The sequence below is a fragment of the Paenibacillus oryzae genome (assembly GCF_001675045.1).
Classification (GTDB): domain Bacteria; phylum Bacillota; class Bacilli; order Paenibacillales; family Paenibacillaceae; genus Pristimantibacillus; species Pristimantibacillus oryzae.
The window spans coordinates 14,403-41,285 of record NZ_LYPA01000074.1 but is presented as its reverse complement, the minus strand read 5'-3'; the positions used below and the strand labels follow the sequence as shown (position 1 = coordinate 41,285).

Annotated in this window: 27 protein-coding genes and 1 pseudogene; 21 read left to right on the top strand and 7 right to left on the bottom strand. The window is 47.7% G+C overall.

Annotation, left to right across the window (positions count from 1 at the left end; translation table 11 throughout):
* Positions 1–209: 209 nt before the first annotated feature.
* Genes A7K91_RS21175 through A7K91_RS21165 form a run of 3 tightly spaced genes read right to left on the bottom strand, consistent with a single transcriptional unit; the run spans position 210 to position 2,869 of the window.
* Positions 210–1,097 carry an SDR family oxidoreductase gene (locus A7K91_RS21175; RefSeq protein ID WP_068686474.1) on the bottom strand — a complete coding sequence of 296 codons (888 nt, stop codon included), beginning with the start codon at positions 1,095–1,097 and terminating at the stop codon, positions 210–212.
* Positions 1,094–2,176, bottom strand: a complete 1,083-nt coding sequence (gene uxuA, locus A7K91_RS21170; RefSeq protein ID WP_068686473.1) for a mannonate dehydratase — start codon at positions 2,174–2,176, stop codon at positions 1,094–1,096. Before uxuA ends, A7K91_RS21175 begins: the two co-directional genes overlap by 4 nt.
* Before the next feature lie 15 nt (positions 2,177–2,191).
* Complete coding sequence (locus tag A7K91_RS21165; protein ID WP_156739742.1) at positions 2,192–2,869, bottom strand: GntR family transcriptional regulator; 678 nt, start codon at positions 2,867–2,869, stop codon at positions 2,192–2,194.
* Between the two features lie 278 nt (positions 2,870–3,147).
* On the opposite strand from A7K91_RS21165, the gene A7K91_RS21160 reads away from it, so the two are divergent.
* The 5 genes and pseudogenes from A7K91_RS21160 (at position 3,148) to A7K91_RS21145 (ending at position 8,218) form a co-directional block, all read left to right on the top strand.
* Positions 3,148–4,653 carry a tagaturonate reductase gene (locus A7K91_RS21160; protein ID WP_068686471.1) on the top strand — a complete coding sequence of 502 codons (1,506 nt, stop codon included), beginning with the start codon at positions 3,148–3,150 and terminating at the stop codon, positions 4,651–4,653.
* The gene (locus A7K91_RS21155) at positions 4,637–6,238 is read left to right on the top strand and encodes a UxaA family hydrolase (protein WP_068686470.1); all 1,602 of its coding nucleotides are present in this window, start codon (positions 4,637–4,639) and stop codon (positions 6,236–6,238) included. The genes A7K91_RS21160 and A7K91_RS21155 overlap by 17 nt, the downstream gene beginning before the upstream one ends.
* An 85-nt stretch (positions 6,239–6,323) precedes the next feature.
* Entirely contained in the window at positions 6,324–6,809 is a 486-nt protein-coding gene (locus A7K91_RS21150) for a glutathione peroxidase (protein WP_068686469.1), read from the top strand.
* A 23-nt stretch (positions 6,810–6,832) separates the two neighbouring features.
* A pseudogene (locus A7K91_RS27170) lies at positions 6,833–6,958 on the top strand (glutathione peroxidase); the annotation flags it as partial.
* Between the two features lie 387 nt (positions 6,959–7,345).
* A complete protein-coding gene (locus tag A7K91_RS21145; protein ID WP_068686468.1) occupies positions 7,346–8,218 on the top strand; it encodes a YitT family protein in 873 nt (290 codons plus the stop codon).
* Here the strand turns inward: A7K91_RS21145 and A7K91_RS21140 are convergent, their stop codons facing one another.
* The gene (locus A7K91_RS21140; protein ID WP_068686467.1) at positions 8,219–9,412 is read right to left on the bottom strand and encodes an SLC45 family MFS transporter; all 1,194 of its coding nucleotides are present in this window, start codon (positions 9,410–9,412) and stop codon (positions 8,219–8,221) included.
* A 2-nt stretch (positions 9,413–9,414) separates the two neighbouring features.
* Positions 9,415–10,161 carry a glycerophosphodiester phosphodiesterase gene (locus A7K91_RS21135; RefSeq protein WP_068686466.1) on the bottom strand — a complete coding sequence of 249 codons (747 nt, stop codon included), beginning with the start codon at positions 10,159–10,161 and terminating at the stop codon, positions 9,415–9,417.
* A 173-nt stretch (positions 10,162–10,334) separates the two neighbouring features.
* Between A7K91_RS21135 and A7K91_RS21130 the strand changes: the two genes are divergently transcribed.
* The 3 genes from A7K91_RS21130 (at position 10,335) to A7K91_RS21120 (ending at position 12,233) form a co-directional block, all read left to right on the top strand.
* Positions 10,335–10,673: a metal-sensitive transcriptional regulator gene (locus tag A7K91_RS21130; RefSeq protein ID WP_425415668.1), complete on the top strand. Its 339-nt coding sequence runs from the start codon at positions 10,335–10,337 to the stop codon at positions 10,671–10,673.
* Positions 10,674–10,692: 19 nt separating this feature from the next.
* The gene (locus tag A7K91_RS21125) at positions 10,693–10,893 is read left to right on the top strand and encodes a cation transporter (protein ID WP_068686562.1); all 201 of its coding nucleotides are present in this window, start codon (positions 10,693–10,695) and stop codon (positions 10,891–10,893) included.
* 533 nt (positions 10,894–11,426) lie between these two features.
* Positions 11,427–12,233 (top strand): DUF421 domain-containing protein, encoded by an 807-nt coding sequence (locus tag A7K91_RS21120; RefSeq protein ID WP_068686464.1) that lies wholly within the window; start codon positions 11,427–11,429, stop codon positions 12,231–12,233.
* A 156-nt stretch (positions 12,234–12,389) separates the two neighbouring features.
* Here the strand turns inward: A7K91_RS21120 and A7K91_RS21115 are convergent, their stop codons facing one another.
* A complete protein-coding gene (locus tag A7K91_RS21115) occupies positions 12,390–13,124 on the bottom strand; it encodes a YhcN/YlaJ family sporulation lipoprotein (RefSeq protein ID WP_068686463.1) in 735 nt (244 codons plus the stop codon).
* Positions 13,125–13,492: 368 nt separating this feature from the next.
* On the opposite strand from A7K91_RS21115, the gene coxB reads away from it, so the two are divergent.
* The 11 genes from coxB (at position 13,493) to A7K91_RS21060 (ending at position 23,362) form a co-directional block, all read left to right on the top strand.
* Complete coding sequence (gene coxB / locus A7K91_RS21110) at positions 13,493–14,548, top strand: cytochrome c oxidase subunit II (protein ID WP_068686462.1); 1,056 nt, start codon at positions 13,493–13,495, stop codon at positions 14,546–14,548.
* Between the two features lie 80 nt (positions 14,549–14,628).
* Complete coding sequence (gene ctaD / locus A7K91_RS21105) at positions 14,629–16,479, top strand: cytochrome c oxidase subunit I (RefSeq protein WP_082967659.1); 1,851 nt, start codon at positions 14,629–14,631, stop codon at positions 16,477–16,479.
* Positions 16,476–17,093, top strand: a complete 618-nt coding sequence (locus A7K91_RS21100; protein WP_068686460.1) for a cytochrome (ubi)quinol oxidase subunit III — start codon at positions 16,476–16,478, stop codon at positions 17,091–17,093. Before ctaD ends, A7K91_RS21100 begins: the two co-directional genes overlap by 4 nt.
* Positions 17,094–17,096: 3 nt before the next feature.
* Entirely contained in the window at positions 17,097–17,414 is a 318-nt protein-coding gene (locus A7K91_RS21095; protein WP_068686459.1) for a cytochrome C oxidase subunit IV family protein, read from the top strand.
* Between the two features lie 96 nt (positions 17,415–17,510).
* The gene (ctaG, locus tag A7K91_RS21090; protein WP_068686458.1) at positions 17,511–18,410 is read left to right on the top strand and encodes a cytochrome c oxidase assembly factor CtaG; all 900 of its coding nucleotides are present in this window, start codon (positions 17,511–17,513) and stop codon (positions 18,408–18,410) included.
* A 48-nt stretch (positions 18,411–18,458) separates the two neighbouring features.
* Complete coding sequence (locus tag A7K91_RS21085) at positions 18,459–18,902, top strand: DUF420 domain-containing protein (protein ID WP_068686561.1); 444 nt, start codon at positions 18,459–18,461, stop codon at positions 18,900–18,902.
* 174 nt (positions 18,903–19,076) lie between these two features.
* Positions 19,077–19,808, top strand: a complete 732-nt coding sequence (locus A7K91_RS21080; RefSeq protein ID WP_068686457.1) for a hypothetical protein — start codon at positions 19,077–19,079, stop codon at positions 19,806–19,808.
* A 20-nt stretch (positions 19,809–19,828) separates the two neighbouring features.
* Complete coding sequence (locus A7K91_RS21075) at positions 19,829–20,224, top strand: GntR family transcriptional regulator (protein ID WP_068686456.1); 396 nt, start codon at positions 19,829–19,831, stop codon at positions 20,222–20,224.
* A 3-nt stretch (positions 20,225–20,227) separates the two neighbouring features.
* Entirely contained in the window at positions 20,228–21,163 is a 936-nt protein-coding gene (locus tag A7K91_RS21070; protein WP_068686455.1) for an ABC transporter ATP-binding protein, read from the top strand.
* Positions 21,160–22,062: an ABC transporter ATP-binding protein gene (locus A7K91_RS21065; protein WP_068686454.1), complete on the top strand. Its 903-nt coding sequence runs from the start codon at positions 21,160–21,162 to the stop codon at positions 22,060–22,062. The genes A7K91_RS21070 and A7K91_RS21065 overlap by 4 nt, the downstream gene beginning before the upstream one ends.
* Positions 22,055–23,362 (top strand): ABC transporter permease, encoded by a 1,308-nt coding sequence (locus A7K91_RS21060; protein ID WP_068686453.1) that lies wholly within the window; start codon positions 22,055–22,057, stop codon positions 23,360–23,362. Before A7K91_RS21065 ends, A7K91_RS21060 begins: the two co-directional genes overlap by 8 nt.
* 176 nt (positions 23,363–23,538) lie before the next feature.
* Here the strand turns inward: A7K91_RS21060 and A7K91_RS21055 are convergent, their stop codons facing one another.
* The gene (locus A7K91_RS21055) at positions 23,539–25,203 is read right to left on the bottom strand and encodes a sigma-70 family RNA polymerase sigma factor (protein WP_068686452.1); all 1,665 of its coding nucleotides are present in this window, start codon (positions 25,201–25,203) and stop codon (positions 23,539–23,541) included.
* 210 nt (positions 25,204–25,413) lie between these two features.
* On the opposite strand from A7K91_RS21055, the gene A7K91_RS21050 reads away from it, so the two are divergent.
* Together A7K91_RS21050 and A7K91_RS21045 are read left to right on the top strand one after the other, a co-directional pair.
* The gene (locus A7K91_RS21050) at positions 25,414–26,256 is read left to right on the top strand and encodes a sialate O-acetylesterase (RefSeq protein ID WP_068686451.1); all 843 of its coding nucleotides are present in this window, start codon (positions 25,414–25,416) and stop codon (positions 26,254–26,256) included.
* Positions 26,253–26,792, top strand: coding sequence for a PadR family transcriptional regulator (locus A7K91_RS21045; RefSeq protein WP_068686449.1), 540 nt, complete (start codon positions 26,253–26,255; stop codon positions 26,790–26,792). The genes A7K91_RS21050 and A7K91_RS21045 overlap by 4 nt, the downstream gene beginning before the upstream one ends.
* Positions 26,793–26,883: the final 91 nt, after the last annotated feature.

The following is a 26,883-nucleotide window of genomic DNA, read 5'->3' as shown; positions in this document are numbered from 1 at the left end:
GAATACTCCGAGTGGTAGTACCGATTTTTCGTTCCAAACAAGGAAGTTTTGTGCAGGCTTACCGGGGGTAAGTCAAGCAAAATGGACGCAGGCCGGGGCGGAAAGGCGGTGCAAGATGACCTCAAGCCGGTTTTCAGACACGCTCTAGGTGGTCGTTTACTATAATGCCCCACATCCGTTTTCCTGCGGATGCGGGGCGATTTTTTGTATTAAACGCCGGAATAGGCCATAAAGCCTCCGTCAACAGGGATGGTTGCTCCGGTTACAAAGCCGGAGACGGTGTCGTCGACCAGCCACAGCAGAACGCCCAATAGGTCCTGAGGCTGGCCAAATCGCTTCATCGGCGTTTGCGAAATGATTTTGCGCGAACGCTCCGTTAATGAACCGTCGCTATTCAGCAGCAATGCGCGGTTTTGCTCCGTCAGGAAAAAACCGGGCGCAATTCCGTTGACGCGAATGCCGGTTTCCGCCATATGAACCGCAAGCCATTTGGTAAAGTTGTCGATGGCTGCTTTGGCGGCGCTGTAGGCAGGCACCTTTGTCATGGGCGACGGGGCGCTCATGGAAGAAATGTTGATAATGACGGGAGCAGGACGGTCAAGCATTTGCTCCGCAAATATTTGAGACGGGATCAAGGAGCCCATCAGGTTAAGATCCAGTACTTGTCTGAAGCCGTCCAGACTCAGATTAAAAAAGGTGGTCAAGCCTTCCTTGTTCAAATCTTCCCTGCTAAAGGTTTCTTTGGTTGTATTGGCGCTGGCATGATTGCCGCCCGCCCCGTTGATCAGAATATCGCATGGGCCAAGCGCCTCCATAATGGATCGGCTTGCTTCGCGCGTGCTTTCCGCATTAGTAACATCGCATGCTGCGGCGAAGGCAATGCCGCCTTGCGCCCTGATTTCCTCTGCCACAGCCTCATTTTTGGAGGCGGTGCGGCCTACAATGGCAACCTTTGCGCCTTGCCTGGCAAGCTCCAGCGCCATCGTCCGGCACAAAACGCCTGCCCCGCCGGTTACAACAGCAACCTTGCCGTTAAGTGCAGAATGCAGAGGTAAACTGCCGCTGCTCATTAAGCTTCCGCTATTTTCTCCGCTCATTTTGCTTGACCTCCCTGGCCGGCCTCATAACGGTAAGCGTCCCACAGCCCCCACAGATGCATAATGCCTAAGGCGCGGTCGTACAGGCCGTAGCCGGGACGGCATTTTTCATCCCAAATATGACGTCCATGATCCGGGCGCGCGTAGCCGGTATAGCCAATATCGTGATAAGCCTTCATAATTCCCGCGATATCCACGGTGCCGTCCTGGCTCCGGTGGGATGTTTCGATAAAATCTCCATTATCAAAGACGCGTACGTTACGGATATGGGCAAACGGAATCCGGTCCTTGAAATCGTGAATCATGGCTATAATATCATTTTCGGGATTGGCGCCTAAAGAGCCGCTGCAAAGGGTAATGCCGTTTGCGGGATGATCGTAAAGGGAAAGAAATCTGGAAAAGTTGGCATGTGACGTCATAATGCGCGGCAATCCAAAAATGCTCCATGGCGGATCATCGGGATGAATCGCCATTGTAATGCCATTTTCGGCGGCCACCGGAATAATTTCATGCAGGAAGTAGGACAGGTTTGTCCACAGGTCCTCCTCCGTTACGCCCCGGTAAGCCTCAAACAGGGTGGAGAGATGCTGCAAGCGCTCCGGCTCCCAGCCCGGCATTGTCAATGCGGAGTTTTCGTTAATGACCCGGACCAGCTCGAAAGGATCGGTGCCGTCGATCCGGCTCTTTTCATAAAAGAGAGCTGTCGAGCCGTCCTCCGTTTCCTTATGGAGATCGGTGCGCAGCCAATCAAAAATCGGCATAAAGTTGTAGCAAATCACTTTAACACCGACTTGGCCAAGCTTTTTAATCGTTTCCTTGTAGTTATGGATATAACGGTCGCGGGACGGCAGTCCCAGCTTGATATCCTCATGCACGTTAACGCTTTCAACAACATCAATGTGCAGGCCGGCTGCCTCTGCTTGAGCTTTGACCTCCATAATTTTGTCCATCGGCCATTCCTCGCCGGCAGGCACGTCATGCAGGGACCAGACAATTCCCTCCGTCCCTGGAATTTGCGTAATATACCGAAGCGGTACGGTATCGTTGCCTTCGCCAAACCATCTGAACGTCATGCGCATCGCAATCATAACCTCCTAAATAAAATATTGGGGATATTTTTCCTTCAACAATGCTTGATCGGCCACATTCAAATTCAAGTGATTTTTCATTAGAGCTTTTGCGTGACTGCTGTCCTTTGCCGAAATGGCTTCCGCTATTTGCCGGTGCTGCTCATACAGGTGGCCCCAGTTGTGATCGTCGACAAGCCGAAGCCTGCGGCTGCGGTTCAAATGAACGGTCAGCTGCCCGAGCGCTCCCCAGGTATGGCTTTTGCCTGTGCCCTTGAACAGCAGCTCGTGAAACTCCTGATCCAGCTGGAACATGCCCTCCAGATCGACCCGTTCGATGCTTCCCCGCTGGCGATCCAGATTGGACATCAGCTCCCGATAGCTTTGATCGTCAAAAGCGGTGCAGGCCAGCTCTACAACAGCGCATTCCAGATGCTCCCGCATAAACCGGGCTTCCTCTACAAGCGAGGTGTCGATGAGCGAAACGAAGGTGCCTCGTTGCGGCAGCACTTGCACCAGTCCCTCCTGGGCAAGCTTCATCAAGCTTTCTCTTACCGGTGTCCGGCTGACCTCAAAGCGCTGCGAAGCTTCGTTTTCCGACAGGGGAGTTCCGGGCGGCAGCTTCAGGCTAAGAATATCCTCGCGCAGTGCCGCATAAACCTCGTCCCGGGTCGATGCGCTGCGCTGGCGCCTAAGCATGTTCATCATTCTTCACCTCTTATCCAACATCCTACCACACTACCATACAAGTATACAAGATATTTTGGAAAGGCTTACAAAAGATCGCGCAAATCTATAAAGGGATTCAAATTACATCAAAATAGGTTATAAACAGGTATGAATCTGTGATTAAAGCACTATTATTCATTCGCTATAATGAAGACGAAACAACCGGAATTAATAAGGAAGTAATCTTTTTTGCATAAAGGGTTGAATAATACCTGTTCAAAGCTTTGAATGACCTTTAAAGGAGTGTTGACGTAATGACGAGCGTTCGGCTTGGCCAGGAAGTGCTGGGGGAGTCAGGCAAGGAAAGATTGGAGGCGCTGCGAAGCGCCCCCGTTACAGTCCTGCAGATCGGCGAAGGCAATTTTTTAAGAGGGTTTGTCGATTTGATGCTGTACGAAAGCCGGAAAAAAGGCATCTACACAGGAAGCGTCGCGGTTGTCCAGCCAAGACCCGGAGGGAAGCCGAAAATCGAAGCGCTTGCGGAGCAGGACGGTTTGTATACTGTTGTGGTTCGGGGGCTGGAGGCCGGAAAGCCGGTTGAACGGAAGGAAGTTGTCGAAATATTCGGTCGTGTATTTGATCCCTACAGCAACTGGGAGACATTCCTTGACATTGCGAAGGGGCCGGAGCTGCGGGTTGTCGTGTCCAATACGACGGAAGCCGGCATAGCCTATCGGCCCGAGGCGCTGGTGGATGGTCAGCCGGCAGTTTCTTATCCCGGTAAATTGACGCAGCTTCTGTATGCAAGATATTTGGCCTTTGACGGGGATAAAACCCGTGGGTTGTACATTTTTCCTTGCGAGCTGCTGGAGCGCAACGGCGATGCATTGAAGGAATGCGTGCTTCACTACTGCAAGGATTGGGACTTGCCGGAGGCATTCGTTCAGTGGGTGCTGGAGCATAACCGCTTTTTGAATTCCTTAGTGGACCGGATAGTAACGGGTTACCCCGATGAGGCCCAGGCGGAGGCCTGGTTTAAGGAATGGGGCTACCGCGATCCTATGCTTACAACGGCCGAGCCTTATCACCTGTGGGTTATTGAAGGCGAGCCTGAGCTGGAAAACGTGCTTCCGCTTGTTAGAAGCGGCTTAAACGTGCATTGGGTGGAGGAACTGAAGCCATATCAGCAGCGGAAGGTCCGTATTCTTAATGGGGCCCATACGTTGATGGCGCTGGTTGGTCTGGTACATGGCCTCAAGGAAGTAAGGGAGACCATGGAGCATCCGGAGTGGGGCGCGCTGGTAAAAAGGACGATTGGCCAGGAGATTATTCCATCCCTGCCATACGACAAGCAGGAGCTGGAGAGCTATGCGGAAGAAGTGGCGGGCCGTTTTCTGAACCCTTTTATCCGCCACAGGCTTTCCGATATTGCCATGAACAGCTTGAGCAAATTCAAAACCCGCCTGCTTCCGTCCATAGCCTTTTACTATGAAAATGATTTGCCTGACGGACTGCTTCATGGCCTTGCGGGTTTGCTGCGTTATTACAAAATCGCTAGCGGCGAGGATGGATTCGAAGGGCATGATCTGAATGGTGAACGCTACATCGTTAAGGACGATGCTGTATTGCTGGAGACCATCGCCGAAGTATGGGCAGCCGCGGAGGGGCAACATCAACCTTTGCAAGAAACGCTTCGTAAGCTATTGGCTTTAGAGCAGCTTTGGGGCGTTGATCTGAACGCGTCGGCTCCTGGTCTGGCTGAAGCGGCAGCAAATTTGATCGCTCAATGGGAGGAGACGGATCATGAACAACGGAGTTAGGCTTCATCGCGATGATATGGTCATTATCGCTCTCAAGGATTTGGCCAAGGGGCAGCGCTTGGATGATCCAAATGCCGATAGTGGAATTGTGCTGGCCGAGGATGTTCCCCAGGGACATAAGGTAGCGGCGCGCGCAATAACCAAGGGGGAGCATGTGCTTAAGTTTGGTTATTCCATTGGTGTTGCCACAACTGACATTGGACCCGGAGAATGGATTCATACGCATAACCTGTCGACCGGACTAAAAGGAATTTTGGATTATACCTACGAGCCAACAGCCGATGGACCGGGCTCCGGCGAAAAGGCCGAAGCCGCTGGCGCTGGTCCCGTTGAAGGGCATGGTGCAGGCCTGACAAATAAGGAGCTGGCGGAACCCAGCGATGGAGCTAATGGGGCGGAGGCGTCGAATAAGCCTCTCTATTTTGATGGATATATACGCGATAATGGAGAAGTTGGCATTCGCAATGAGATTTGGATCATTAATACGGTAGGCTGCATCAACAAAACCTGCGATATTGTTGCTCGCCGCGCATCGGCCGAGTTTGGGGATCGCGTGGACGGCGTTTACCATTACGCTCATCCCTACGGCTGCTCGCAGCTAGGCGACGATTTGGCTTTTACGCAGAAGCTGCTGGCTTCGCTGGCCCGCCATCCCAATGCAGCAGGTGTGCTTGTTGTTGGATTGGGCTGTGAAAACAACCAGGTGGAGGCCTTTAAGGAAGCTATCGGCCCTCATGATGAGCGCAGAATCAAATTTTTGAAGGCGCAGCAGGCGGAGGATGAAATAGAAGAAGCGCTGGAGCTGATTCAGGAGCTTGTTGAATACGCGGAAACGTTCAAAAGAGAGCCGGTCTCTGTTTCCCGGCTGAAGATTGGCCTAAAATGCGGCGGCTCTGACGGCTTTTCCGGCATTACCGCCAATCCGCTGGTAGGCAAAATGTCGGATCGGCTGATTGCTGCGGGGGGCAGCGCTATTTTGACCGAGGTGCCTGAAATGTTTGGCGCTGAAAAAATATTAATGGACCGGGCCGTGAACGAGGGCGTTTTCCATCAGATCGTTCATTTGGTCAATGATTTCAAGCAATATTTTATCCGTCATAATCAGGAAATTTACGAAAATCCATCTCCAGGCAACAAAGCGGGCGGCATTACAACATTAGAGGAAAAGTCGCTGGGCTGCACGCAAAAAGGCGGTCATGCTCTGGTTTCCGACGTTATACCATACGGACAACAGGCGCAGAAGCCCGGATTGACGCTGCTGGAGGCTCCGGGCAACGACCAGGTTTCGGTGACGGCGCTGTCTGCGGCCGGCGCGCATATTGTTTTGTTTACCACAGGCAGGGGAACGCCGTTTGGCGGCCCGGTGCCAACGGTCAAAATATCCACCAACAGCGGACTTGCGGCGCGCAAGAAAAACTGGATTGATTTTGATGCGGGCAGGCTGCTGGACAGTCATTCCATGGAAGAGCTAGGCGACGAATTGTGGAGCTATTTGCTTCAATTGGCCTCTGGTGAAGCTAAAACGTGCAGCGAGCGCAACGGCTTTAAGGAAATTGCTATTTTTAAAGACGGAGTTACCCTGTAAAGCTGCTGTTGAAGCCTAGGTTGACATCTCTATATAGATTGTATAAAATTAAATTATGCAAAATATATATGAGGAGGCAATACACATGTCCATTTACGATATTGAAGTTAAAAGCATTACGGGCCAGACCGGTACGCTTGCCCCTTATAAGGGCAAAGTTATGCTGATCGTCAACACGGCTACAGGCTGCGGCTTTGCTCCCCAGTTCAAGGGGCTGCAAAAGCTTCATGATGAATACAGCGAGCAGGGCTTTGCTGTGCTCGGGTTTCCGAGCGGTCAATTCGCTAATCAGGAAAAGGAAACGGACAGCGAGGTTGCTCAAGTCTGCGAGTTGAATTTTGGCGTAAGCTTCCCGCTTTTTTCCAAAACTGACGTAAACGGCAAAGATGCGCACCCTCTCTTCAAGCATTTGACGGAGGAAGCGCGCGGAGTGTTGGGTACAAAAGCGATCAAGTGGAACTTCACCAAGTTTCTGGTTGATCGTGAAGGGAATGTGGTCAAACGTTTTGGCTCTGCCGATGAACCTGCAAAAATAGAAAGCCATATTGCAGAGCTTTTGAAAAACTCCTGATTCCAGAGATGAGGCTGTCCGANGCGATCAAGTGGAACTTCACCAAGTTTCTGGTTGATCGTGAAGGGAATGTGGTCAAACGTTTTGGCTCTGCCGATGAACCTGCAAAAATAGAAAGCCATATTGCAGAGCTTTTGAAAAACTCCTGATTCCAGAGATGAGGCTGTCCGAAGGAAAAGGGTGTCTTGGAAGCTCAAACATTTTTGTCTGCTTTATTTTGATCCTATTTTGTAGTGGATAAAAGCCGACAAAAAAACTCGCCCTCAAGACACCCTTTCCCCTTCGGACCTCTCTGCTGAATAGTTATTCGTTTCACGTGACTTTTCGGACAGCCCCTAATAAGCCTTTCAGCGATTTATTTGCTGGAAGGCTTTTGAATTTTATTCCAATGATTACGTATTATAATAACTTCTAAAGTGAATACTTCGCAGGATTGGATTTATTTTGCATGGATAAGAAAAATTTGAATGGGAAAATGGGGCAGAACGTTTTATAATAAAATGCAGGCTTTTTTGAATAAATGGAGGTGCGGCGGGATGCCACATGGGAAAGAGCATAGGAAGCTTTCTTTGCTTGAAATTGCTAAACGCGTTTTTTTTATTACGATCGGTTCCATATTGATGGGGGTTGCCCTTGAAAAGTTTCTTGTGCCATTCAATATCATCGATGGGGGGATCGCCGGCATATCCATTATGCTTTCGGCCCTTACTCCGTTACCGCTCAGCTTGTATTTATTTATTGTAAACGTCCCTTTTCTCATTTGGGGCTACAAGCAATTGGGCAAAACCTTTGCCATTTCAGCCTTATACGGAATTATTGTTATGTCGCTGACAACGGCTCTATTGCATCATAGCGGAGCGTTTCCCGCAGACAAGCTGCTGGGTGTTTTGTTCGGAGGCATGATCCTTGGCGCGGGCGTAGGCCTCGTTATCCGGTTTGGCGGAGCGCTGGATGGCATCGAGATTGTATCCATTATGATCTCTAAAAAGCTGAGAATGGCTGTAGGCCAGGTTATTATGATTTTTAACGTCATTATTTTTATTGTTGCCGGTTTTGTATTTGAATGGTCCTCTGCTATGTACTCCATGCTTACCTATTACATCGCTATCAAAGTCATTGATATTGTGGTGGAAGGTTTGGATGAATCCAAGTCGGTTACCATCATCTCCAAGGAATACTCCGAAATCTCCCAATCCATCGTGGACAGGCTGGGACGCAGCACGACTCTGCTGCAGGCTCAAGGCGGCTACTCAGGCGAAGACACGAAGGTGATCTACTGTGTCGTATCCCGCCTGGAGCTTGCCAAGTTAAAAGCGATCGTGCAGGAAATAGACGAAAAAGCATTTATTGCAATCGAACACGTATCAGACGTTCTGGGCGGAAACTTTAGCAAAAGCAGCATTCATTAACTAGATTGCCTCATTACGGCCTTGGTCCCGGATGAAAACAAGGAAAAGCAAGGCAATGGCCATACCTCCGGCAGCGGCGTAAAATAAAATGCCGTAGCCCAACAGGTCAATCAGCTTTCCCAGAAGCGGGGGAGAGGAGATAGCGGCAAGGGAAGAGGCAAAGTAATAAATGCCTGTTCGGGTTCCGATGCTGCTCTCCTTGCCAAGAGCAACGATAAAGGGATAGGAATTAATATTGATCAAAGCCCAGAAAACGCCGCCGGCAAGCAGAAATAACCGAAGAGTCCATAAATCCTGAACAAATGATAGAAGGCCAAAAATAGCGATAAGCCCAATAACGCCTGCCATAATGACTTTTCGTTTGCCCAGACGACTGCCAAGCATACCGCTGGGAAGCGCGGCAAGGACGAATGCGAGAGAGAAAAAGGCAAGTGAAAAGGAGGCTTGGCCTTCGGACAAGCCGATCTGGTTTTTGCCATAAAGGGTAAATAACGCCTCAACGCCTTGATACGAGAAAAACCAGAAAAAGATGGCGCCTAGCAGCAGCAAAGTGGATAAATTCCACTCCCCGCGCAATGAAGCTAGCTTTGGCGCGTTTTCCGTCGGCGTAAAGGTGCCGGAATCTCTGGATTCCGAAATAAAATAAAGCAACGCGCCAAGACAAGCGATTGTAATCAGAGAAGAAGACAGAAAAGGCAAAGATGTATGCTTTTCGAAGAGGTAGGAGCCTCCGGCAAAGGCAAGAATAGATCCTATTCCGCCCATCAGATTGATAATGCCGTTAGCCTGAGTCCGCTTGTTGCCAGGTGTGAGGTCAGGCATAAGCGCAACGGTGGGTGAACGGTACAGACTCATTGCCAAATTCATCAATACCATAAAAAGGATCAGAACAATAAAACTCGTATGAAACGGTATCAATGCTCCAAATAAAGCCGCCAGCGGCATGCCAATCATTAAAAAAGGCATACGCTTTCCCCGTTTGGAACGGGTCCGGTCGCTTAAGCGGCCAATAATCGGCTGAAGAAAGATGGCAAAATAATTGTCGATCGTCATCATAAAGCCGATTGCCGATACGCTGGACAAATACTTTTCCAGGAAAAAAGGGACAAAAGCATTATAAAGCGCCCACGTGATGCTTATGCTGAAAAAGCCCAATCCCAGCAGCCATATTTTTTTCGCCGAAAACTCCCTCATCGTTAACGCACCATCCCCTTATTTAGTAATGTGTGGAGCCGGTCGGGATAATCCGTGATAATTCCAGCAACCCCGGCTTTCAGCATTCGTTCCAGATCACGGGGTTCATTTACAGTAAAGGGATGATAAACCACACCGGCTTCCCGGGCTTCCTCCACCCATTCTGGCAGCACAGCATAAAAAATAGCATGTAATGCATCAGCGCCAAGAGTGCGCGCATAGTCCCATGGACGGTAAAGACCTTCCATATATAAAACACCGGTGGAGATATCCGGCGCCAGCTTTTTGCATAAAGCAAGAGAATAGTGATTAAAGCTGGAAATAACAACCTTGTCATTCAAACCGTATTCTGAAACAAGCTTCAGAACCTCCGCTTCCATCCCCTCGTATTGAACAAGCCCGTTTTTTAGCTCCAGGTTCAAAATAAGCCCATGCTCCCTGCCAAAGGACAGCAGCTGTTCCAGCGTTGGAATGGTTTCCCCGCTAAAATCAGAGTGAAACCAGCTCCCGGCATCCAGGGCCGATAATTGCTCATACGTGATGTCCTTGACAAGCGCCGTAAGGCCCGTTGTCCGCTGGAGCGATTCATCATGAATCAGAACCAGCACCCCGTCCTTTGTACGCTGGACATCGGTTTCAATTCCGGTAGCGCCGAGCTCTACGGCTTTCACAAAAGCGCTCATTGTATTTTCCGGGCAATAACCGCTGGCTCCCCGATGCGCAAAGTTAATCGTTGTCATAGCATTCATCCCTTTCCTGAATAAGTAAGTATTATATCCATTAAATATAGCTAAACACAGGTTGGATTGCATTTACAATAGCTAAAAAGTTGCTTATCGAAGAGAATGGCGGATCATCTTTACATACCCTATAGGGGTATGATAGAATGATGACATCAAATGAAGCCAGTGGAGGTAGCATGATGAATTCTGCACATGAAGGCCTGGAGGAACAGCACTGCCATAGTCATAGCGGAGATGAGCCTCGCAAAAGTCATCATTCCGAGAAGCTGAAGCAAAATCTGTCTTCCCGGCTAAACCGGATTGAGGGCCAAATTCGCGGCGTCAAAGCGATGATTGAAAAGGATACGTATTGCGATGACGTGTTGACGCAAATTGCAGCCGCACAATCTGCTTTGGGCAGTGTAGCCAAGCTGCTGCTGGAGGGCCATTTGAAAAGCTGTGTGGTTGAACGTATTCAAGCGGGCGAAGAAGAGGTTATTCAGGAATTGCTTGTCACCGTCAATAAATTAATGAAATAAGAGGAAGGAAGGAATGAACATGGAAAACGTTGTATTGAAGGTTTCCGGCATGAGCTGCGGCCATTGCGTAAGCTCCGTACAAAAAGCAGTTGAGGAGGCTGGCGCCAGCGGAAAGGTTGATCTTGCCAGCGGTCAAGTAGAGGTGTCCTATGATTCAGCCAAGGTGTCCCTAGAGCAAATAAGAGAAGCCATAGAAGAACAAGGCTACGACATCCTTTAATTGATTTTTTCCTGAAAATTGGACAGGGCAGCCCATTCCAGCAACTAGTGTTGAGTTGCCGGATGGCTGCCCTTAATTTATATATATTTAACCTGTAGCGGGTTTAATCCAAATGCCCGGGTGTGTCTCAACGTTTAAAGAAAAGATACGCCCTAATCACCAATGTCTTCTCATCCCAAAACAACGAAAGCCCTACCTCTCTTCCGTCCTTGCGGCTCCAATGACCGCGCCAGCGTGAATCAGAATTTCCTTAACAAAATCAAAGCTCAATGGGTCAGTTAGAAATCAAAATCAGAGGGTAAATTGAATCTTACTGAGGATTTCATAGGGGTTAAATATATCATTCTTATTATCATAACTCATTATGTTTCAAAAAGCAACTGTTAATTTTAGCGATTCCATGAATCATCTAACCATTTGTATGACTTTTCTCCTTTTGGACACCATATAAATTGAAGCTCAAAAAGCTCTGGCTTCTTTATAATAGGAAGCGGGCTTCTTGAACAACCATTTTAAGTGGGAGGGGAACAGACATGCAAGAATGGTTAGAGGTCATTATAAGAACCGTAGCCGCTATTGTCATATTGTTTTTTTTGACCAAGCTTTTAGGCAAAAGGCAAATTTCAGAGTTGTCCTTGTTTGAATACATAACGGGGATTTCAATCGGTAACATCGCTGCCTACATATCGCTTGACATTGATAATTTATGGTATTTGGGAATCATATCGCTTTGCGTTTGGGTAAGCGTGTCGGTAGGCATTGAATATTGGACGCTAAAGAGCAAAGGGGTCAACGATTACATCGATGGCAAAAGCACCGTGCTAATCAAAAACGGGAAGCTTGACAAAAGCAAGCTTGCGAAAGAAAGAGTAACCGTTGCTGAGCTCATGGAGCAGCTGCGCAAAAAGGAGGTTTTTCGCGTGGCCGATGTTGAATTTGCCGTCTTGGAGCCAAGCGGAGAACTGGATGTATTGCTGAAGAAGCAATACCAGCCCATAACACCCGATATGCTGGGATGGGACCCAGGCGAGGAAAAGCAGACTTATTCCGTTATCATGGACGGAAAGCTGGTAAAGGATGAGCTTCAACAGTCCGGCCAAAATGAAGATTTTTTGAATGCTGAGTTAAAACGGCAGTCTTTGAAGGTTGAGGAGGTATTTTTAGCGCAAATCGACGGAAATAATCAGATGACTTTCCATACGATGGACGGCAGAACGCTTCCTCAGAGCAAACCGGCAAGTGCATCCGGCAATGAAGCAATCCGGCAAAGCATCGGACGGCTGAGAGTAGAACTGCAGCTGCTGGAAGGAAAGCTGGCCCAAGAGGAGCACTCCAGATAAGGCGTGGTCATTGATGCTCGCTCAAAGGCAATGTTGGATGCCTTTGAGCGCCTGCAGGTTGCATAAATAGGGTAATATCTGCTGCTTGCGGAAGTTCAAGACGCATGTTAATTGGTTAGCTGATTTGCATTCACATATATATAGGAAGAGATTTTCTCAATGCGGTTTGACCATTTGCCAATCCTGGGGCGATACTCGCCCTGGCTGCGTAATGGGCTTGGGCATAACGCTTCCCCCGTCAAAATAATACTGAACAACCGTGTTAAAGCTGTCAGTCCATGGCGCAAGCGAACGCCCGCCCCAAGCTTCCTTGGCAAATTCGTTGAAATAGTTCACAAACTCCATATTGGCGGAAATGTGAACCTCCTGGACCATAGGAAGGTCGGCTCGGATCAAATCGGCAATGGTCTGTTTGAGCTCATGGGATAATTGATTATGATCACTGACGGTAAAGAAGGAATTGTAGGGTGAAGCGGCAACGCGGCCATTGCCGTAAGGGGTACCGCTATCGATGTTGTAGACACCTTCATTGGTTCCGGTGTTGTTCTGCTCCTTAATTCCGCCGGTACTCTTTGTGCCCACCGCCGTCCAATCCAGCATAATCGCCACATACGCATTTTTGTCCGTCAGCATGACGTTTGCAGCCGCTACACCGTTTAATGCTGTAACCTTCTTGGAAAGCGCCGAGCTGTATTCAAAAAAAACGTTTTGATGCTGATTGGGATTGCTTGACGCTTTGCCATACGACTGGACTCCGCTGTTTTTGGGATCTCCGTTTTTTCTGCTGCCGTAATCGGAATCGCTCCTTTGAAATTCCTGCTTATAGCTGCAGCCTGCCTGAAAAACGGCAAACAAGGCCAGGAGCAGCAGCAATACTGCTTTTTTCCTCATCGCGGATTGCCTCCATTTCAACATGGTATTGCACTTAGTGTGGGTTCGGAGGCCCTAAATATACGTTTCCAAACCCGTACATAATTAGCCATTGCTTCGGGCTTTAATGAAATATAGAGTAATTTTGATTGCAAGGGGAAAATTAGGAATAAAGCAATGTCAAATTGCTGTTGCAGCAACGTTTTTGACAGCTTTGAGAACAATTTGTGAACTCTCTGTGGAGCGTTGACAAAAACAAGACACAACTTTATATTTAATTAAGTGATTTATGTTACAGCATTGTGAAATATCATCAACAGATTACGTAACAGACCGCTTGCCACGGGAAAATTCGGTCTTTGCGAAAAAGTCAAAAATGGGGTTGATTAATGATGAAACGGTGGCAATTTGTAAAACGGCTTGCGCCGCTTATGGCTATGCTGGCGTTACTGCTGTCGGCTTGCGGCAGAGAGGATCTGTCGGCGCTGAATCCGCAAGGGCCAGTAGCAGAGGAACAGTTCGGACTGATGAAACTGGCGATTACCATTATGGCATTCGTTGTTATTGTCGTGTTCGCAATCTGCGTTTATGTCATAATTCGTTTCCGCAGACGCAAGGGAGACAACAGCATTCCCAAGCAAGTGGAAGGCAGCCATAAGCTGGAAATTATCTGGACTGTCATTCCCGTTATTTTGCTAATTATTTTGGGCGTGCCTACTGTGCAATCCGTTTTCAATCTGTCCAAAGATTACAGCAATGACCCGGAAGCGGTTAAAGTTATCGTGACCTCTCATCAATATTGGTGGGAATTCGAGTATCCGGAGCTCGGCATCAAGACCTCCCAGGAGCTTGTCATCCCCAACAATCGCGTAGTCGCTATTGAAGCCAAATCGGCTGATGTCATTCACTCCTTCTGGATTCCTGCACTGGCAGGCAAAATAGATACAAATCCTGCTGGTAACGTAAATAGAATGTATTTCTCAGCTCCAAAAGAAGGCGTTTACTTAGGCAAATGCGCCGAGCTATGCGGTCCTTCCCACGGTCTGATGGACTTCAAGGTGAAATCCGTTGATTCCGCCTCCTTCGAACGCTGGACAGCAGCGATGCAGGCTCCTGTAGCTCTGCCAAGCGATCCAGCGATTGCCGACGCATTCGAGAAGAAATGTCTGGCATGTCATGCCGTTGGCGACATGGGCGGCCCTGCTTTTCCTAACCTGACTGGTATTGGCAGCAGGGAAAGCGTAGCAGGCATTTTGGTTAACGTTGAAGCTGATGATATTAAATACAAGCACGAAGATACGATTTACAACAATCTCTACAAATGGATTAAAAATCCGGAAGCGATCAAGCCCGGAAATGAAATGTCAAATCAATACGATTTGACGGAAGAAGAAATTCAGGGCATCGCCAAGTATTTGTCGGAGTTAACGTTAGATTTTGAATAAATCATCAGTGATTGAAGGGGGTTCCTGCTTTGGCACATGCTCACGCACATGGTCATGCAGTCAAGCGTTACAGTGGGATTATGGACTGGCTGACAACCGTTGACCACAAAAAGATCGGGATTTTGTATTTGATAGCAGGAGGTTTTTTCTTCCTGGTCGGGGGCCTGGAGGCTATTCTGATCCGGGTACAGCTTTGGCAGCCTCAGAATGATTTTGTAAGCGCAAATACGTATAACGAGCTTATTACGATGCATGGCACTACCATGATTTTCCTTGCGGCTATGCCGCTGCTGTTCGCCTTGATGAATGCGGTTATACCGCTTCAGATCGGAGCGCGCGATGTTGCGTTTCCTTTTGTGAACTCGCTTGGCTTTTGGACGTTCCTGTTTGGCGGATTGCTGCTGAATGTCAGCTGGATTGTAGGCAGCGTGCCCGATGCGGGCTGGACCTCGTATGCGCCGCTGGCCGGAACAACCTATAGCGGCAATCACGGCGTCGATTATTATGTATTGGGCCTGCAAATTGCAGGGATCGGAACCTTGATTGGCGGCATTAATTTTCTGGTTACGATTATTAATATGCGGGCGCCAGGCATGACCTTTATGCGGATGCCGATGTTTACATGGGCGGCTTTTATAACATCGGCGCTGATTCTGTTTGCATTCCCTGCATTGACCGTTGGTCTTGCGGCGCTTATGTTCGACCGCTTGTTTGGAGCTAACTTCTTTGATCCCTCCGCAGGAGGCAATGCAGTACTCTGGGAGCATATTTTCTGGATTTTTGGACACCCTGAGGTATATATTTTGATTTTGCCTGCCTTTGGCATTATTTCGGAAGTCATCAGCACCTTCTCCCGAAAACGATTGTTTGGATACAGTTCTATGGTGTTTGCAACAATTTTGATCGGCTTCCTGGGCTTCATGGTTTGGGCGCATCACATGTTCACAACCGGGCTAGGTCCCATCGCCAACGCGTTGTTTTCGATTGCAACGATGCTGATTGCCGTACCAACCGGCATCAAAATCTTCAACTGGCTGTTTACGATGTGGGGCGGCTCCATTAAATTTACGGCAGCCAATCTATACGCGGTCGGCTTTATTCCGACCTTCGTTATGGGCGGCGTTACAGGCGTTATGCTTGCTGCTGCGCCAGCCGACTTCCAGTATCACGACTCCTATTTTGTTGTTGCGCATTTCCACTACGTAATTGTAGGAGGACTGGTGCTTGGCATTTTTGCGGGCTTGCATTACTGGTGGCCAAAAATGTTCGGGCGCGTATTGAATGAAACGTTGGGTAAATTGACGTTCTGGATGTTTTTTATAGGCTTCCATTTAACGTTTTTCGTCCAGCATTTCCTTGGTTTGATGGGGATGCCTCGCCGAATTTGGCAGTACTTGGATGGACTCGGCTTTAACGAAATGAACATGATCAGTACGGTGGGAGCGATTATGATGGGCATCGGAACCATTATGTTCCTGATTAATGTCGCTGCTTCGTTTGCAAAACCAAAAACCGCCGCATTCGATCCTTGGGAAGACGGACGTACCCTGGAATGGACAATTCCTTCGCCGGCTCCTGAATACAACTTTGCACAAACGCCTCTTGTTCGTGGCTACGATGCTTACTGGAAGGAAAAAATGGAAGGCCGCAGCGGCATGACTCCTGCGGAGCCAATTGGTCCCATTCATATGCCATCGCCGTCAATCCTGCCGTTTTGTATGGGATTGGGCCTGTTTATTGCCGGTTTTGGCTTTATGTACGCACCTGATTGGGGACACTTCCTTGGCACGCCTCTGACAATGGGACATATGATCGGGATTGTTGGCTTGCTAATAACCTTTACTTCGATGCTGCTTCGTTCCGTAATCGACGATCACGGCTTCCATATTGAAGAGGCTGAAATTCTGAAGGATATGGGGGGAAAAGCATGAGTGCTCATACACACACAGAAGGGCAATTGCCTCACGAGCCGGAAAAAGCCACGCTTGAAGGCCGTAATAAGGTTCTTGGCTTCTGGTTGTTCCTTGGTGGAGAAACCGTGCTTTTCGGCACACTTTTTGCAGCATTTCTGGCGCTTCGCGATTCTGTGATGGACGGCCCGACGCCAGATCATTTATTTGATCTCGGATTGGTGGCCATCGCAACCGCTATTTTGCTTACATCCAGCTTGACGAGCGTGTTCGCCATTCAGGCGATGCATAGACACGAAACAAAAGCTTTGATTAACTGGCTGATTATTACCGTTCTTCTTGGCCTTGGTTTCCTTGGCCTGGAAATTTACGAGTTTTATCATTATGTGCTTGAAGGTCATGGCTTTACAACCAGCGCGTTCAGCTCATCGTTTTATACCTTGGTCGGCTTCCATGGAGCGCACGTCTTGTTCGGCATTTTGTGGATTACGCTGCTGATCATCCAACTGAAGAGAAAAGGCCTGACCGTTGTTACCGCGCCGAAGGTTTATGTCGCGGGTATGTATTGGCACTTTATCGACGTTGTCTGGGTGTTCATCTTTACAGTCGTATATTTGATGGGAAAGGTGGTTTAACGCATGGCAGCGAATGGTTCCTCCCCGGAGCAAAGCGGAAGGCGGCATAAGGTTGAAGGACCCAAGAAGCATATAGTCGCTTTTGTGTTCTCCATTTTGCTAACGTTTATTGCGTTTGCAACTGTCATCGGCGGCGAAATCAACAAAGACTTCATTTATATTATTTTGCTGGGAACGGCAGTGCTTCAGGTGTTTGTACAGATGGCCTTCTGGATGCATATGAAGGATCGTGGACATCGCTTCGCCATTATCGGCATCTTGTCTGGCGTCTTTATCGTTTTTACCTGCGTCATTATGGCAGAATATTGGGTATGGTGGTAATGGTAACCCGTGTGGCATAATTGAACAGAGGAGGGTCCCTTGCCGGGTCCCTCTTCTTGCGTAGATTACGGTAGGCACGAAAGGAGTGCAATTGCTATGTTTGGCATCCTGAGCTATTTCAGCTTTGAGGAATTGTGGACGCCGCTATTTTTGTTTGCTATGGCTGCGGTCGTTATCTTGTATTTCTATCTGGTTGGCCCATATCGGGAGAAGCATGCTCCGAAGGAGCAGGGAGCAAGCGGGTGGCAAAAAACTCTGTTTGTGTCTGCCGTTTTTTTGTTCTATCTTTCCCATGGCGGGCCGCTAAACTTCCTTGGTCATTTGATGTTTACTTTTCATATGATTAATATGTCTATCTCTTATTTGATTGTGCCTCTTATGGTTTTATTGGCTACGCCGGCATTTCTGTGGCGCAAGTGGTTTAGCCGTCCGTTCTGGCGCAGGCTAAATTTTATGATGCATCCCGTTATAACGCTTATTCTATTTAATATGTTATTTTCTATCTACCATGTTCCCGTTGTGCATGATTATGTCATGACCAATTTTGCGGTACATCGCCTCTATTATGTTGCCCTGCTTATAACATCCTTTATGATGTGGTGGCAAGTGGCTTCTCCGGTTCCTGAATGGTCAAGGCTGACCGATGTCAAAAGAATGGCGTATGTGTTTGCCAACGGAGTGCTGCTGACGCCTGCTTGCGCGCTTATTATTTTTGCGGATACGGGTTTATACGCGACATACAATGATCCTAACGTATGGGCGACCGCGATGGGATATTGCATTCCTGGCGATACGGCATATTTATTGACGGAATTCGGAGGCCCCGAGTTTTTCAATTTTATGGGCGGAGTGCTGCAGGATCAGCAGCTTGGCGGGATCGTCATGAAGCTGGTTCAGGAGCTGATGTATGGCATCATTTTGGCCTATATTTTCCGGCAATGGTTTAAACGCGAGCATACAGAGGATGATTTACCTAATCCCGGTACGGTACAATAGGGATGAAATGGAGTGATGTGATTGAGTGGTAGCGATTTGAATACGATTATGCCGACGACCAGCACTTTTTTTATTGTAGTTAGCGCTGTGCTGGTCGCCATCGGGTGGCGGCTTGCCATCAAGCGCAAGCTTGATCAGCATCAGACGGTTATGCTGTGGGCCGCGGTTGCGGCAGTTATCTTTTTTGTCATCTATGCATCACGAACGCTGTTTATTGGCAGTACCCCATATAACGGGCCTGATGGACTTAAGCCTTATTATCTTGTTTTCCTGCTGTTCCATATTGTCCTCGCTACGGTTGCTGCCGTATTCGGGATTACAACCATCGTATTGGGCTATCGCAAAAAAATGGTCAAGCATCGCCGCCTTGGGCGAGTTACCTCCATCATCTGGTTTATTACGGCGATTACCGGCGTTTTTGTTTATCTCATCCTGTACGTCATATACCCCGCTGCGGAGGTTAAACCGCTGTTTGATGCCATTTTTAGTTAAAAAGTGTAATGGAATTCGGCGAATGGCCGTTCCTGCAGAGTTGAATCATTCTGCGTGGAACGGTCTTTTTTAATATTCAAGGGGTTGACATCGGATTATAGTGTGAATATACTGTGTATATAGATATATACAGTATATAAACGATGTGCGGCATATATTAGGAGGCGTAAACGCATGAACACTTGGCAAGGCGCATGGTATTTTGCTAAGGAAGAGTATAAAAGAGGCGGATGGCGGCATTTAATGGGCGTTTTTTTTATCTTTTACCTGCTGATCTTTTTGGGCAAATACTTCGCGGATGGGCTTCGGGATAGTGAAGTTGATCCCTTTATCGGTTGGTCGATGGACTTTCTTGCTGTCGGAATACTTCCGCTGCTTGGTCTGATGTCATCTCAGGTTAAAGGGTTTTATTGGAAATCCGATGATTATACAAACAGGGTTGTAGGCTGGAGAATACTTCCGATTTCGAATCGTCAGATCGCACTAGGGCGAATCTTTTTGTTATTCATGAACGCCATCCCGACAACAGGTCTCTTTTTTATCCTTTTTTACCTTATGACAACGCAGTTGTTCAATGTCCCGCTTGATTTAGTCAGCTACCTGTTATTCGTATTATACTGGTTCAGCTACGCGATAGCGGCAGGAGTTATGTATACGTACATCGAGATTGGATACTCAGGCAAGTTTTATTTCTGGTTTTGTGTATGCATTGTGGTGCTGTTCCTGGGTGGAACTATCTTGTTTTCGCATCTTATTCAGTATTCTATGCTGGTAAGGATATACGAGTTATGCAGGGATGGAAAGGGCTGGATTAGTCTGGTTCCATTTGGTGCGGCAGTTTTAGCTGTATTCGTTAGTTATAGGGCAAAAGCAGGCCGCATAATTGAACGCGATTTGTTTAGATAATCTGGAAAGCGGGTGAAGCGATGCGTCTGCCCATTCAAATTAACGAGCAAAGCTCCGAGCCGCTCTATCAGCAAATAGAGGTTCAACTCAAAGCTTTGATTGTAAGCGGGCAATTGGCCGAGGGCACCTTGCTTCCTTCTATCCGCGAGCTTGCACAAGCTGTTAAATGCAGTGTTATAACGGTGAAACGGGTGTATAGCGATCTGGAAACGGAAGGGCTTGTGCGAACTCGTCAGGGAACAGGCACCTATGTGGCGCGAGTCGGAGAGCAGGAGCGCGATCGGCAGCGTTTGGCGGGAGTGATGGAGGCCATCGATGAAGCTATTGTGGCTGGAACAAGAGTGAAGTGTACCAAGGAAGAATTGAATCAGTTGTTCAAAGAGGCAATAAACAGGCACTACGGCGAAGGAGGATGAGACATGGAGGAGCGGCAGGCTATTGTTTTTGACGGAGTTGTTCAAAGCAGAAGCAGTTTTAAGCTAGGACCGGTTACGCTTGGCATCCCGGAAGGATTTATTACGGCGATAGTTGGCCCTAATGGCAGCGGGAAAAGCACATTGTTTCGTATGGCGCTGAATCTCAGCAAGCCTGATTACGGGCGAATTACAGTGCTGGGAAACGAAATGGGCGGCGAAGATGAGCACTTGATTAAGCAGCGGATAGGTTATCTGGCGGAAGGACCATTTAAGCTGGACGATAACTTGAAGGCTTGCGATAAGGCTCTTTATTACAGCCGCTGGTATCCAAGCTGGAATGTCAACCGATATCAGGAGCTGCTTCATATCTTGGGCGTTAGCGATAATCAGCGGATGTCCAAAATGTCCAAGGGAATGCGCCGAAAATTCGAGTTTGCGCTTGCTATATCCCATAGTCCGGAGCTGCTGCTATTGGATGAGCCTTCGTCGGGACTTGACCCAATCGCCTGGAAAACGATGATTGATGTTTTGCACCGGTATATGGGCCAAGGCGGTAAAACGATTTTGATGAATACGCATATTATCGAGGAAGTAAAACGTCTGGCGGATTACATTGTGTTTGTGGCGCAAGGCCGGGTGCTGGGCATGTATGAAAAGGATGAGCTGTTTGGAAACTGGTTTACGCTATATGTTTCGGGAGAAGAGTTAACGCCAGGGCGTCTGGCGGAGCTTCCCGGTCAATGCGGCATTGAAGCTGTTGGAGCGTCGTCGTTCCGTGTTACAACGGGAAAAGCGCTGGACGCAGAGGAATGGTGCAGGCTAAACGGCATAGCTATCAGCAGCAGGCAAGCCTTGGAATTGGATGATATATTGGCAGCACATCTTCAGCAGGACGGTTTGGGATCAAGAGTACATGAAACGAGGGGATTGTTCACATGAAACCATTAATAGTTGAAAACGTGATGAAGCAATACGCGGACAAAACAGCCGTTAACGGCATCAGCTTTGAGGTCGATAAAGGCGAAATTTATGGTTTGCTGGGCGCTAACGGCGCTGGCAAAACAACAACGATGCGAATGGTGCTGGGGCTGATTTATCCGGATTCCGGCACAATTCGTTACAACGGTCAGCCTTACAGCACAAAGCAGCTTGGCCTGCTGGGTTATTTGCCGGAGGAACGCGGGCTGTATCCCAAAATCCGGGTTTGTGACCAGATTATTTACCTTTCCCAGCTTCGCGGCATGTCCAAACGGGATGCCGATCAAAACCTGAAGCGCTGGCTGGAGAGATTTGAGGTTCCGGAATATTACGGCAAAAAGGTAGAGGAGCTGTCCAAGGGCAATCAGCAGAAAATCCAGTTTATCGCCGCCGTTAACCATAAGCCGCAATTTGTTGTACTTGATGAAGCCTTTAGCGGATTGGACCCCGTTAACGTTGAAGTGCTGAAAGCTACTGTAAAAGAGCTGCGGGATTCCGGAAGCAGCATTCTCTTTTCGACGCACCGCATGGAGCATGTCGAGGAGCTGTGCCGCAACATTACGATATTGCATCGGTCCAATACGGTGCTAAGCGGCAATCTGAAGGAGTTAAAAGGCCAATTCCCGCGGGAACGCGTCATCCTCAGCACAAGAACGGAAGTGAAGGGGCTTGAAGACATTAGCGGCGTTACCCTTGTCAAAAACCATGAATACGGCTATGAAATCGGCATCCAGTCGGAAGCTGTAGGACCGGAAATTTTGCGTCATGCTCTGGAGCAGGCTGAAGTGACACGCTTCGAAATTAAGGAACCAACATTAAACGAAATCTTTATTAAGACGGTGGGTGAGCGTAATGAATAGTTTCTGGACAGTAGTTGGATTTACGGCGAGGAACAAATTCCGCGGCAAAGCCTTTATTATTACAACGCTTATTATTGCACTCATTATCAGTATCGGCATCAATCTTCCTTACATCATTACTCAGTTCGACAAGGGCGAATCCAGCGCAAAACAAATTGGCTACATCCAATCCCAACAGGAGCAGGATGCCGGAACTGCAACGGGGAACAGCCTTAAAGCTTATTTCGATGCTATTGAGGGCAGCAAAATCAAAATGATGGCATTCCCGGACAAGGGCGACGCCGCCCAGAACGAACAGCTATTGCAGGATTCTATTAAGGATGGAGCCATTAGCGGCTATCTTGAGTTCGGCGATATGAGCGACAGCGGCTACCCCGCTATGTCCTACAAGTCGGAGAAGCTTCTGGATATCAGCATAACAGAATCTCTGCAAACGGCCCTTCAAAATATTCGTTTGCAAACGGCACTGCAGGATGCGGGCCTTAGCGAGGGCCAACTGGCTGCGCTTCAAGCGCCGATCAAAATTACAACGCTGCAGATTGCTACCGCCGGATCGGGCGGAGAGGGCAAATCGTCAGCTCAGCAAGGCGTCAATATGGGCTTGATTTACTTTATTATTATCTTCTTGTTTATGGCCATCATGACATCGGGCCAATTGATCGCATCCGAAGTAACTGCCGAAAAAAGCTCGCGCATTATGGAAATTCTCATCACAAGCGTTGCGCCGCTTAAGCAGATGTTTGGTAAAATTTTCGGCATGTTCCTGGTTGTGCTGGCTCAGGTTTCTCTCTACGTCTGCGTTATGCTGATCAATCTGTCGCTGCCGCATAACAAAAGCGCGCTTAGCAGCTTCAACATAGATTTGTCAGCCATTGATCCTATGATACTTGCGTATTCCCTGATTTTTTTCCTGACCGGCTTCTTCCTGTTCGCTACGCTTTATGCGGCGGTTGGCTCCATCGTAAGCCGGACGGAGGATTTGGGGCAGGCAACAATGCCGATGACGTTTATTTCACTGGCAGGCTTCTACATCGCCATGTTCAGCATCAGCACGCCGGACAGCTTGCTGGTTAAGGTTACTTCCTTTATTCCTCTGTTCTCGCCTTATGTGATGATGCTGAGGCTTGGACTTACAGGCGTTCCGACCTGGGAGGTGCTTGTTTCCATCGCTATCCTGCTGGTCTCCATATATGTGGCGGTATATATATCGGCCAAGATCTATCGCACGGGCGTCCTGATGTACGGCAAACGCCCAAGCTGGAAGGAAATCCGCAAAGCTATGAAGGCTTATAAGATTTAAGGCTTTGCCCTATGTTTAATAGATGTGTAACTGAGAAGAAATAGGAAAATCCAGTTAGGTCAGCAGATGATCTAACTGGATTTTTTCTGTATGCCTGCATAGGCATTAGCTCTTGGGCTAAAGTCCCTATGGGGCGCTGGCCTCCCCCTGGTAAGCAAGTTGTGCAAAACAGCAGGTTAGCCCTCCACAATAAAAATCATCGGATACGGTGGTTGTGCTTCCAGATCATAACCGCCATCATACAGTTTTCCGCGTTTTATGGCGCAACGCAATGTCGCAAATAAAAACGCATGATTCGACCATAGATATTGCTTTTGAAGGGGGACGCTTTTAATATGCAGGGGAATCTCCTGCTTTTTCCCCCTATAAAATCCGGAGAGCAGCTCCTTCAGATCGTCCGTCATGGCGGATTTTGTTTCGGCGCATATTTGCCAGAGCGATTCAGACTCTTTTTGTGTAAGCACGGGTATGTTTAGTTCCACTTTACCGTTGTCCGACCGCAGAATTTTGCATTCAGTCAACCAGGGTATACTTTTAAGCAATTCGATGTTAAATCCGGTTTCAACAGGATTAATGCCACTGTGAATGATATAAAGGAGCTTCAAATAATCTCCATCCTGTTCACCATAAAAGGATTTATAATATGGATCTCGATGATATAGCTTTACCGGAAAACCTTCCGGGTCATAAACATGCATACCGATCATTTTTGAACCGAGATAGTTTTCCAGATACACATGTCTTTCGCCCGCGTAAGCATGTTTCATTATGTCCATATGCTCCCGATAATCCAGCTTCTTGGAATTGGCGTATCCAAAAGCAATCCATTTTCCGCCGTTGGGGCGGTCAGTGATAATCTGTTCCTTACCAAAAATCTGATTGAATGTCCTATGAATGCCGTAATCCATACAGTTAAAAACAAAATACAGCTCCAGCGCGTGGCGCTGATCAGAGTTGAAGCGAAGGAAATAATCGGTTTGGCGGAGTTTATCAAGCCCCGTTTGAATGGCACTCCAAAACTGCTCAAAATGGTTTTCTACAAGCTGTTTTTGCGCGGGGATGTGTTTTCCCCTGTCCTCAAGAGTGGATATGATGAAGTCGGTGTATACCTTGTTGCCTGTTTGTCTCATTAACTCGCCCTTCACAAGCTTTTGGATAATCGGTTCAATATAAGCAGCAGGAATTCCAATCTCGCGTGATAAATGTTCAATGGTAATTGGCCTTGAATAGGCTAAATACAACAAATTTTGGGCTATCAGATCATGGTTAACAAGAGAAGCCGGTTCACCGTTCATTCCCCATTGACCGCTGTTTGCAACATGCAACTCAATTGGTTCATAGCTTTGTTTATGGTAGCTATCCATCCTGTTCAACCCTTTCTTCATTCGCTCTCTGCCTGCAGACAGTCTGCTTTTTACGGTTCCGGCTGGTATGCCCAGTGCCGCTGCTATTCCTCCGACCTCTTCGCCGTTCATATAAAACCGAACAATTACCTCTCTATAAATCTTTGAAAGATAGGCAATTTCACGCCGTATGGCTTCGGCTTCATCCGATTTTTCAATTTCGTCAATTGCAAGGTTATCGTCAGCAATGTCAAAATACTCACCAATAGTGACCTTTGGATAGTTATATTTTTTTCGAAGCGTATCATAATATTTGCGATTCAAAACGGTAAGAAGCCAGGCTTTAGGCTCTTCGATTGTTTTGCCCTTTGAAAGATAAGCAATGGACGCCAGCAAGGTTTCCTGTACTAAATCCTGCGCGTCTTCAAGACTGCCGCATTTACGAAAAGCTACTCCCAATAAAAAGTTAATTTGGCTGCCTAAATCCTTGTTTGGCATGGTTTTCACCTCTCGTTCGAAAGCTTTCATCTATAAAGTCGCAGAAAGGATAGCTTGGTTCGGTGGTTTATTAACTATTTTTAATAGTAAACAAAAATCAATCCCTGTCCTGCTGCTCCAATATGACTTAATTGACAATAGTCTAATTAGACTATAGAATGTTTCTATTCTAATCAGACTACAGTGGTGATGTAAGGGAGCGAGGATTTAATGATAAAATCTTTTTTAATGTTGGGTCAATCAAATATGGCGGGCCGTGGATTTTTGCATGAAGTCGATCCTATCTATCATGAAAAAATAAAAATGCTGCGCAATGGGCAATGGCAGATGATGACAGAACCGATTAATTATGACCGTCCGGTTTCCGGTATTAGCCTTGCGGCGTCTTTTGCCGATGCTTGGTCGAAAGCCAATCCCGATGAAGAAATTGGTTTGATTCCTTGTGCAGAAGGCGGCAGTTCCTTAAATGACTGGCATCCGGAAGGCATCCTTTTTCAGCATGCTTTGTCCGAAGCACGTTTCGCCTTGCAGTCAAGTCAAATCTGCGGGATTCTTTGGCACCAGGGAGAGAGCGACAGTTATCGTTCCCTACATGAAACTTATTACGAGAAGTTAACCCTTATCATCCAGACCCTAAGAAACGAATTGAAGCTTGATGAAGTGCCGTTAATCATTGGAGGACTAGGTGATTTCCTTGGGAAGACAGGTTTTGGACAACACGCAACAGAATATCGACAGGTCAATGAGCAATTGCAGCGCTTCGCTAACAACCAGCAAAATTGTTATTTTGTAACGGCGGCTGGATTGACCGCAAATCCTGATGGCATTCATTTAGATGCAGTTTCACAACGAAAATTCGGCTACCGCTATTTCGAGGCCTTCTCAAGAAAGTGTCATGTCCTGGAGCCTATCCCGGGGGAGAAGCAGTCGCTTAAAGTGAAGCGCGATTATTCCAAAGCAGAACAAATGTACCTTCATAGCATGAATTTGGCTTCAGGTAAAATCACGTACGCGGAATTCGAGGCGCAGATGGCGAAGGTGATGCAGCCTTGATCCCATTATTAATCCTTGGCTTACTTATCCAAAACCCGGGTGCTCACGGCTATGAGCTTTTGGCTTTAATGGAAAAACGCCACTACAAATACATTGTAAACTTCACGAAAGGCTCGTTTTATTACAATCTGCAGCAGCTTGAGGAAAAAGGCTGGATTGAACAAATTCAGCAGAATTCTGCAGCAGCCAGTGGGCGCGAAACTCGTAATTTTAAAATTACCGGTTCAGGAATAGCTGAATTCGAAAAATTAATGGTCAAATACGGCACCAAATCGGAATATGTGAACCTTCAATTTTATGGGGCACTGCTCTTTGCGGATGAATATGACAAAAACAAATTGCTGAAACTGATTCAATCACAAATAGACCAGACTAAAACCCGAATCGCCCTTCTTGATGAGTACCTGTCTAACACAAAACAAATTCCCGGCGCAATCGATTATTACCGTCGCATGAATCAAAATTCCCGTTCTCATCACTTGGTTAACCTAGAGTGGTTTGAACAATTGAAAGCAGAAATAGAGGGACCGGTGTAAATCTATCGCCGGAGGGACGCCAGTTCCTGCGAAGCCCGGCCAATTATGCGAAGAGACTGTACCGCAACAGACTTTTCGGACAGCCCCTTCG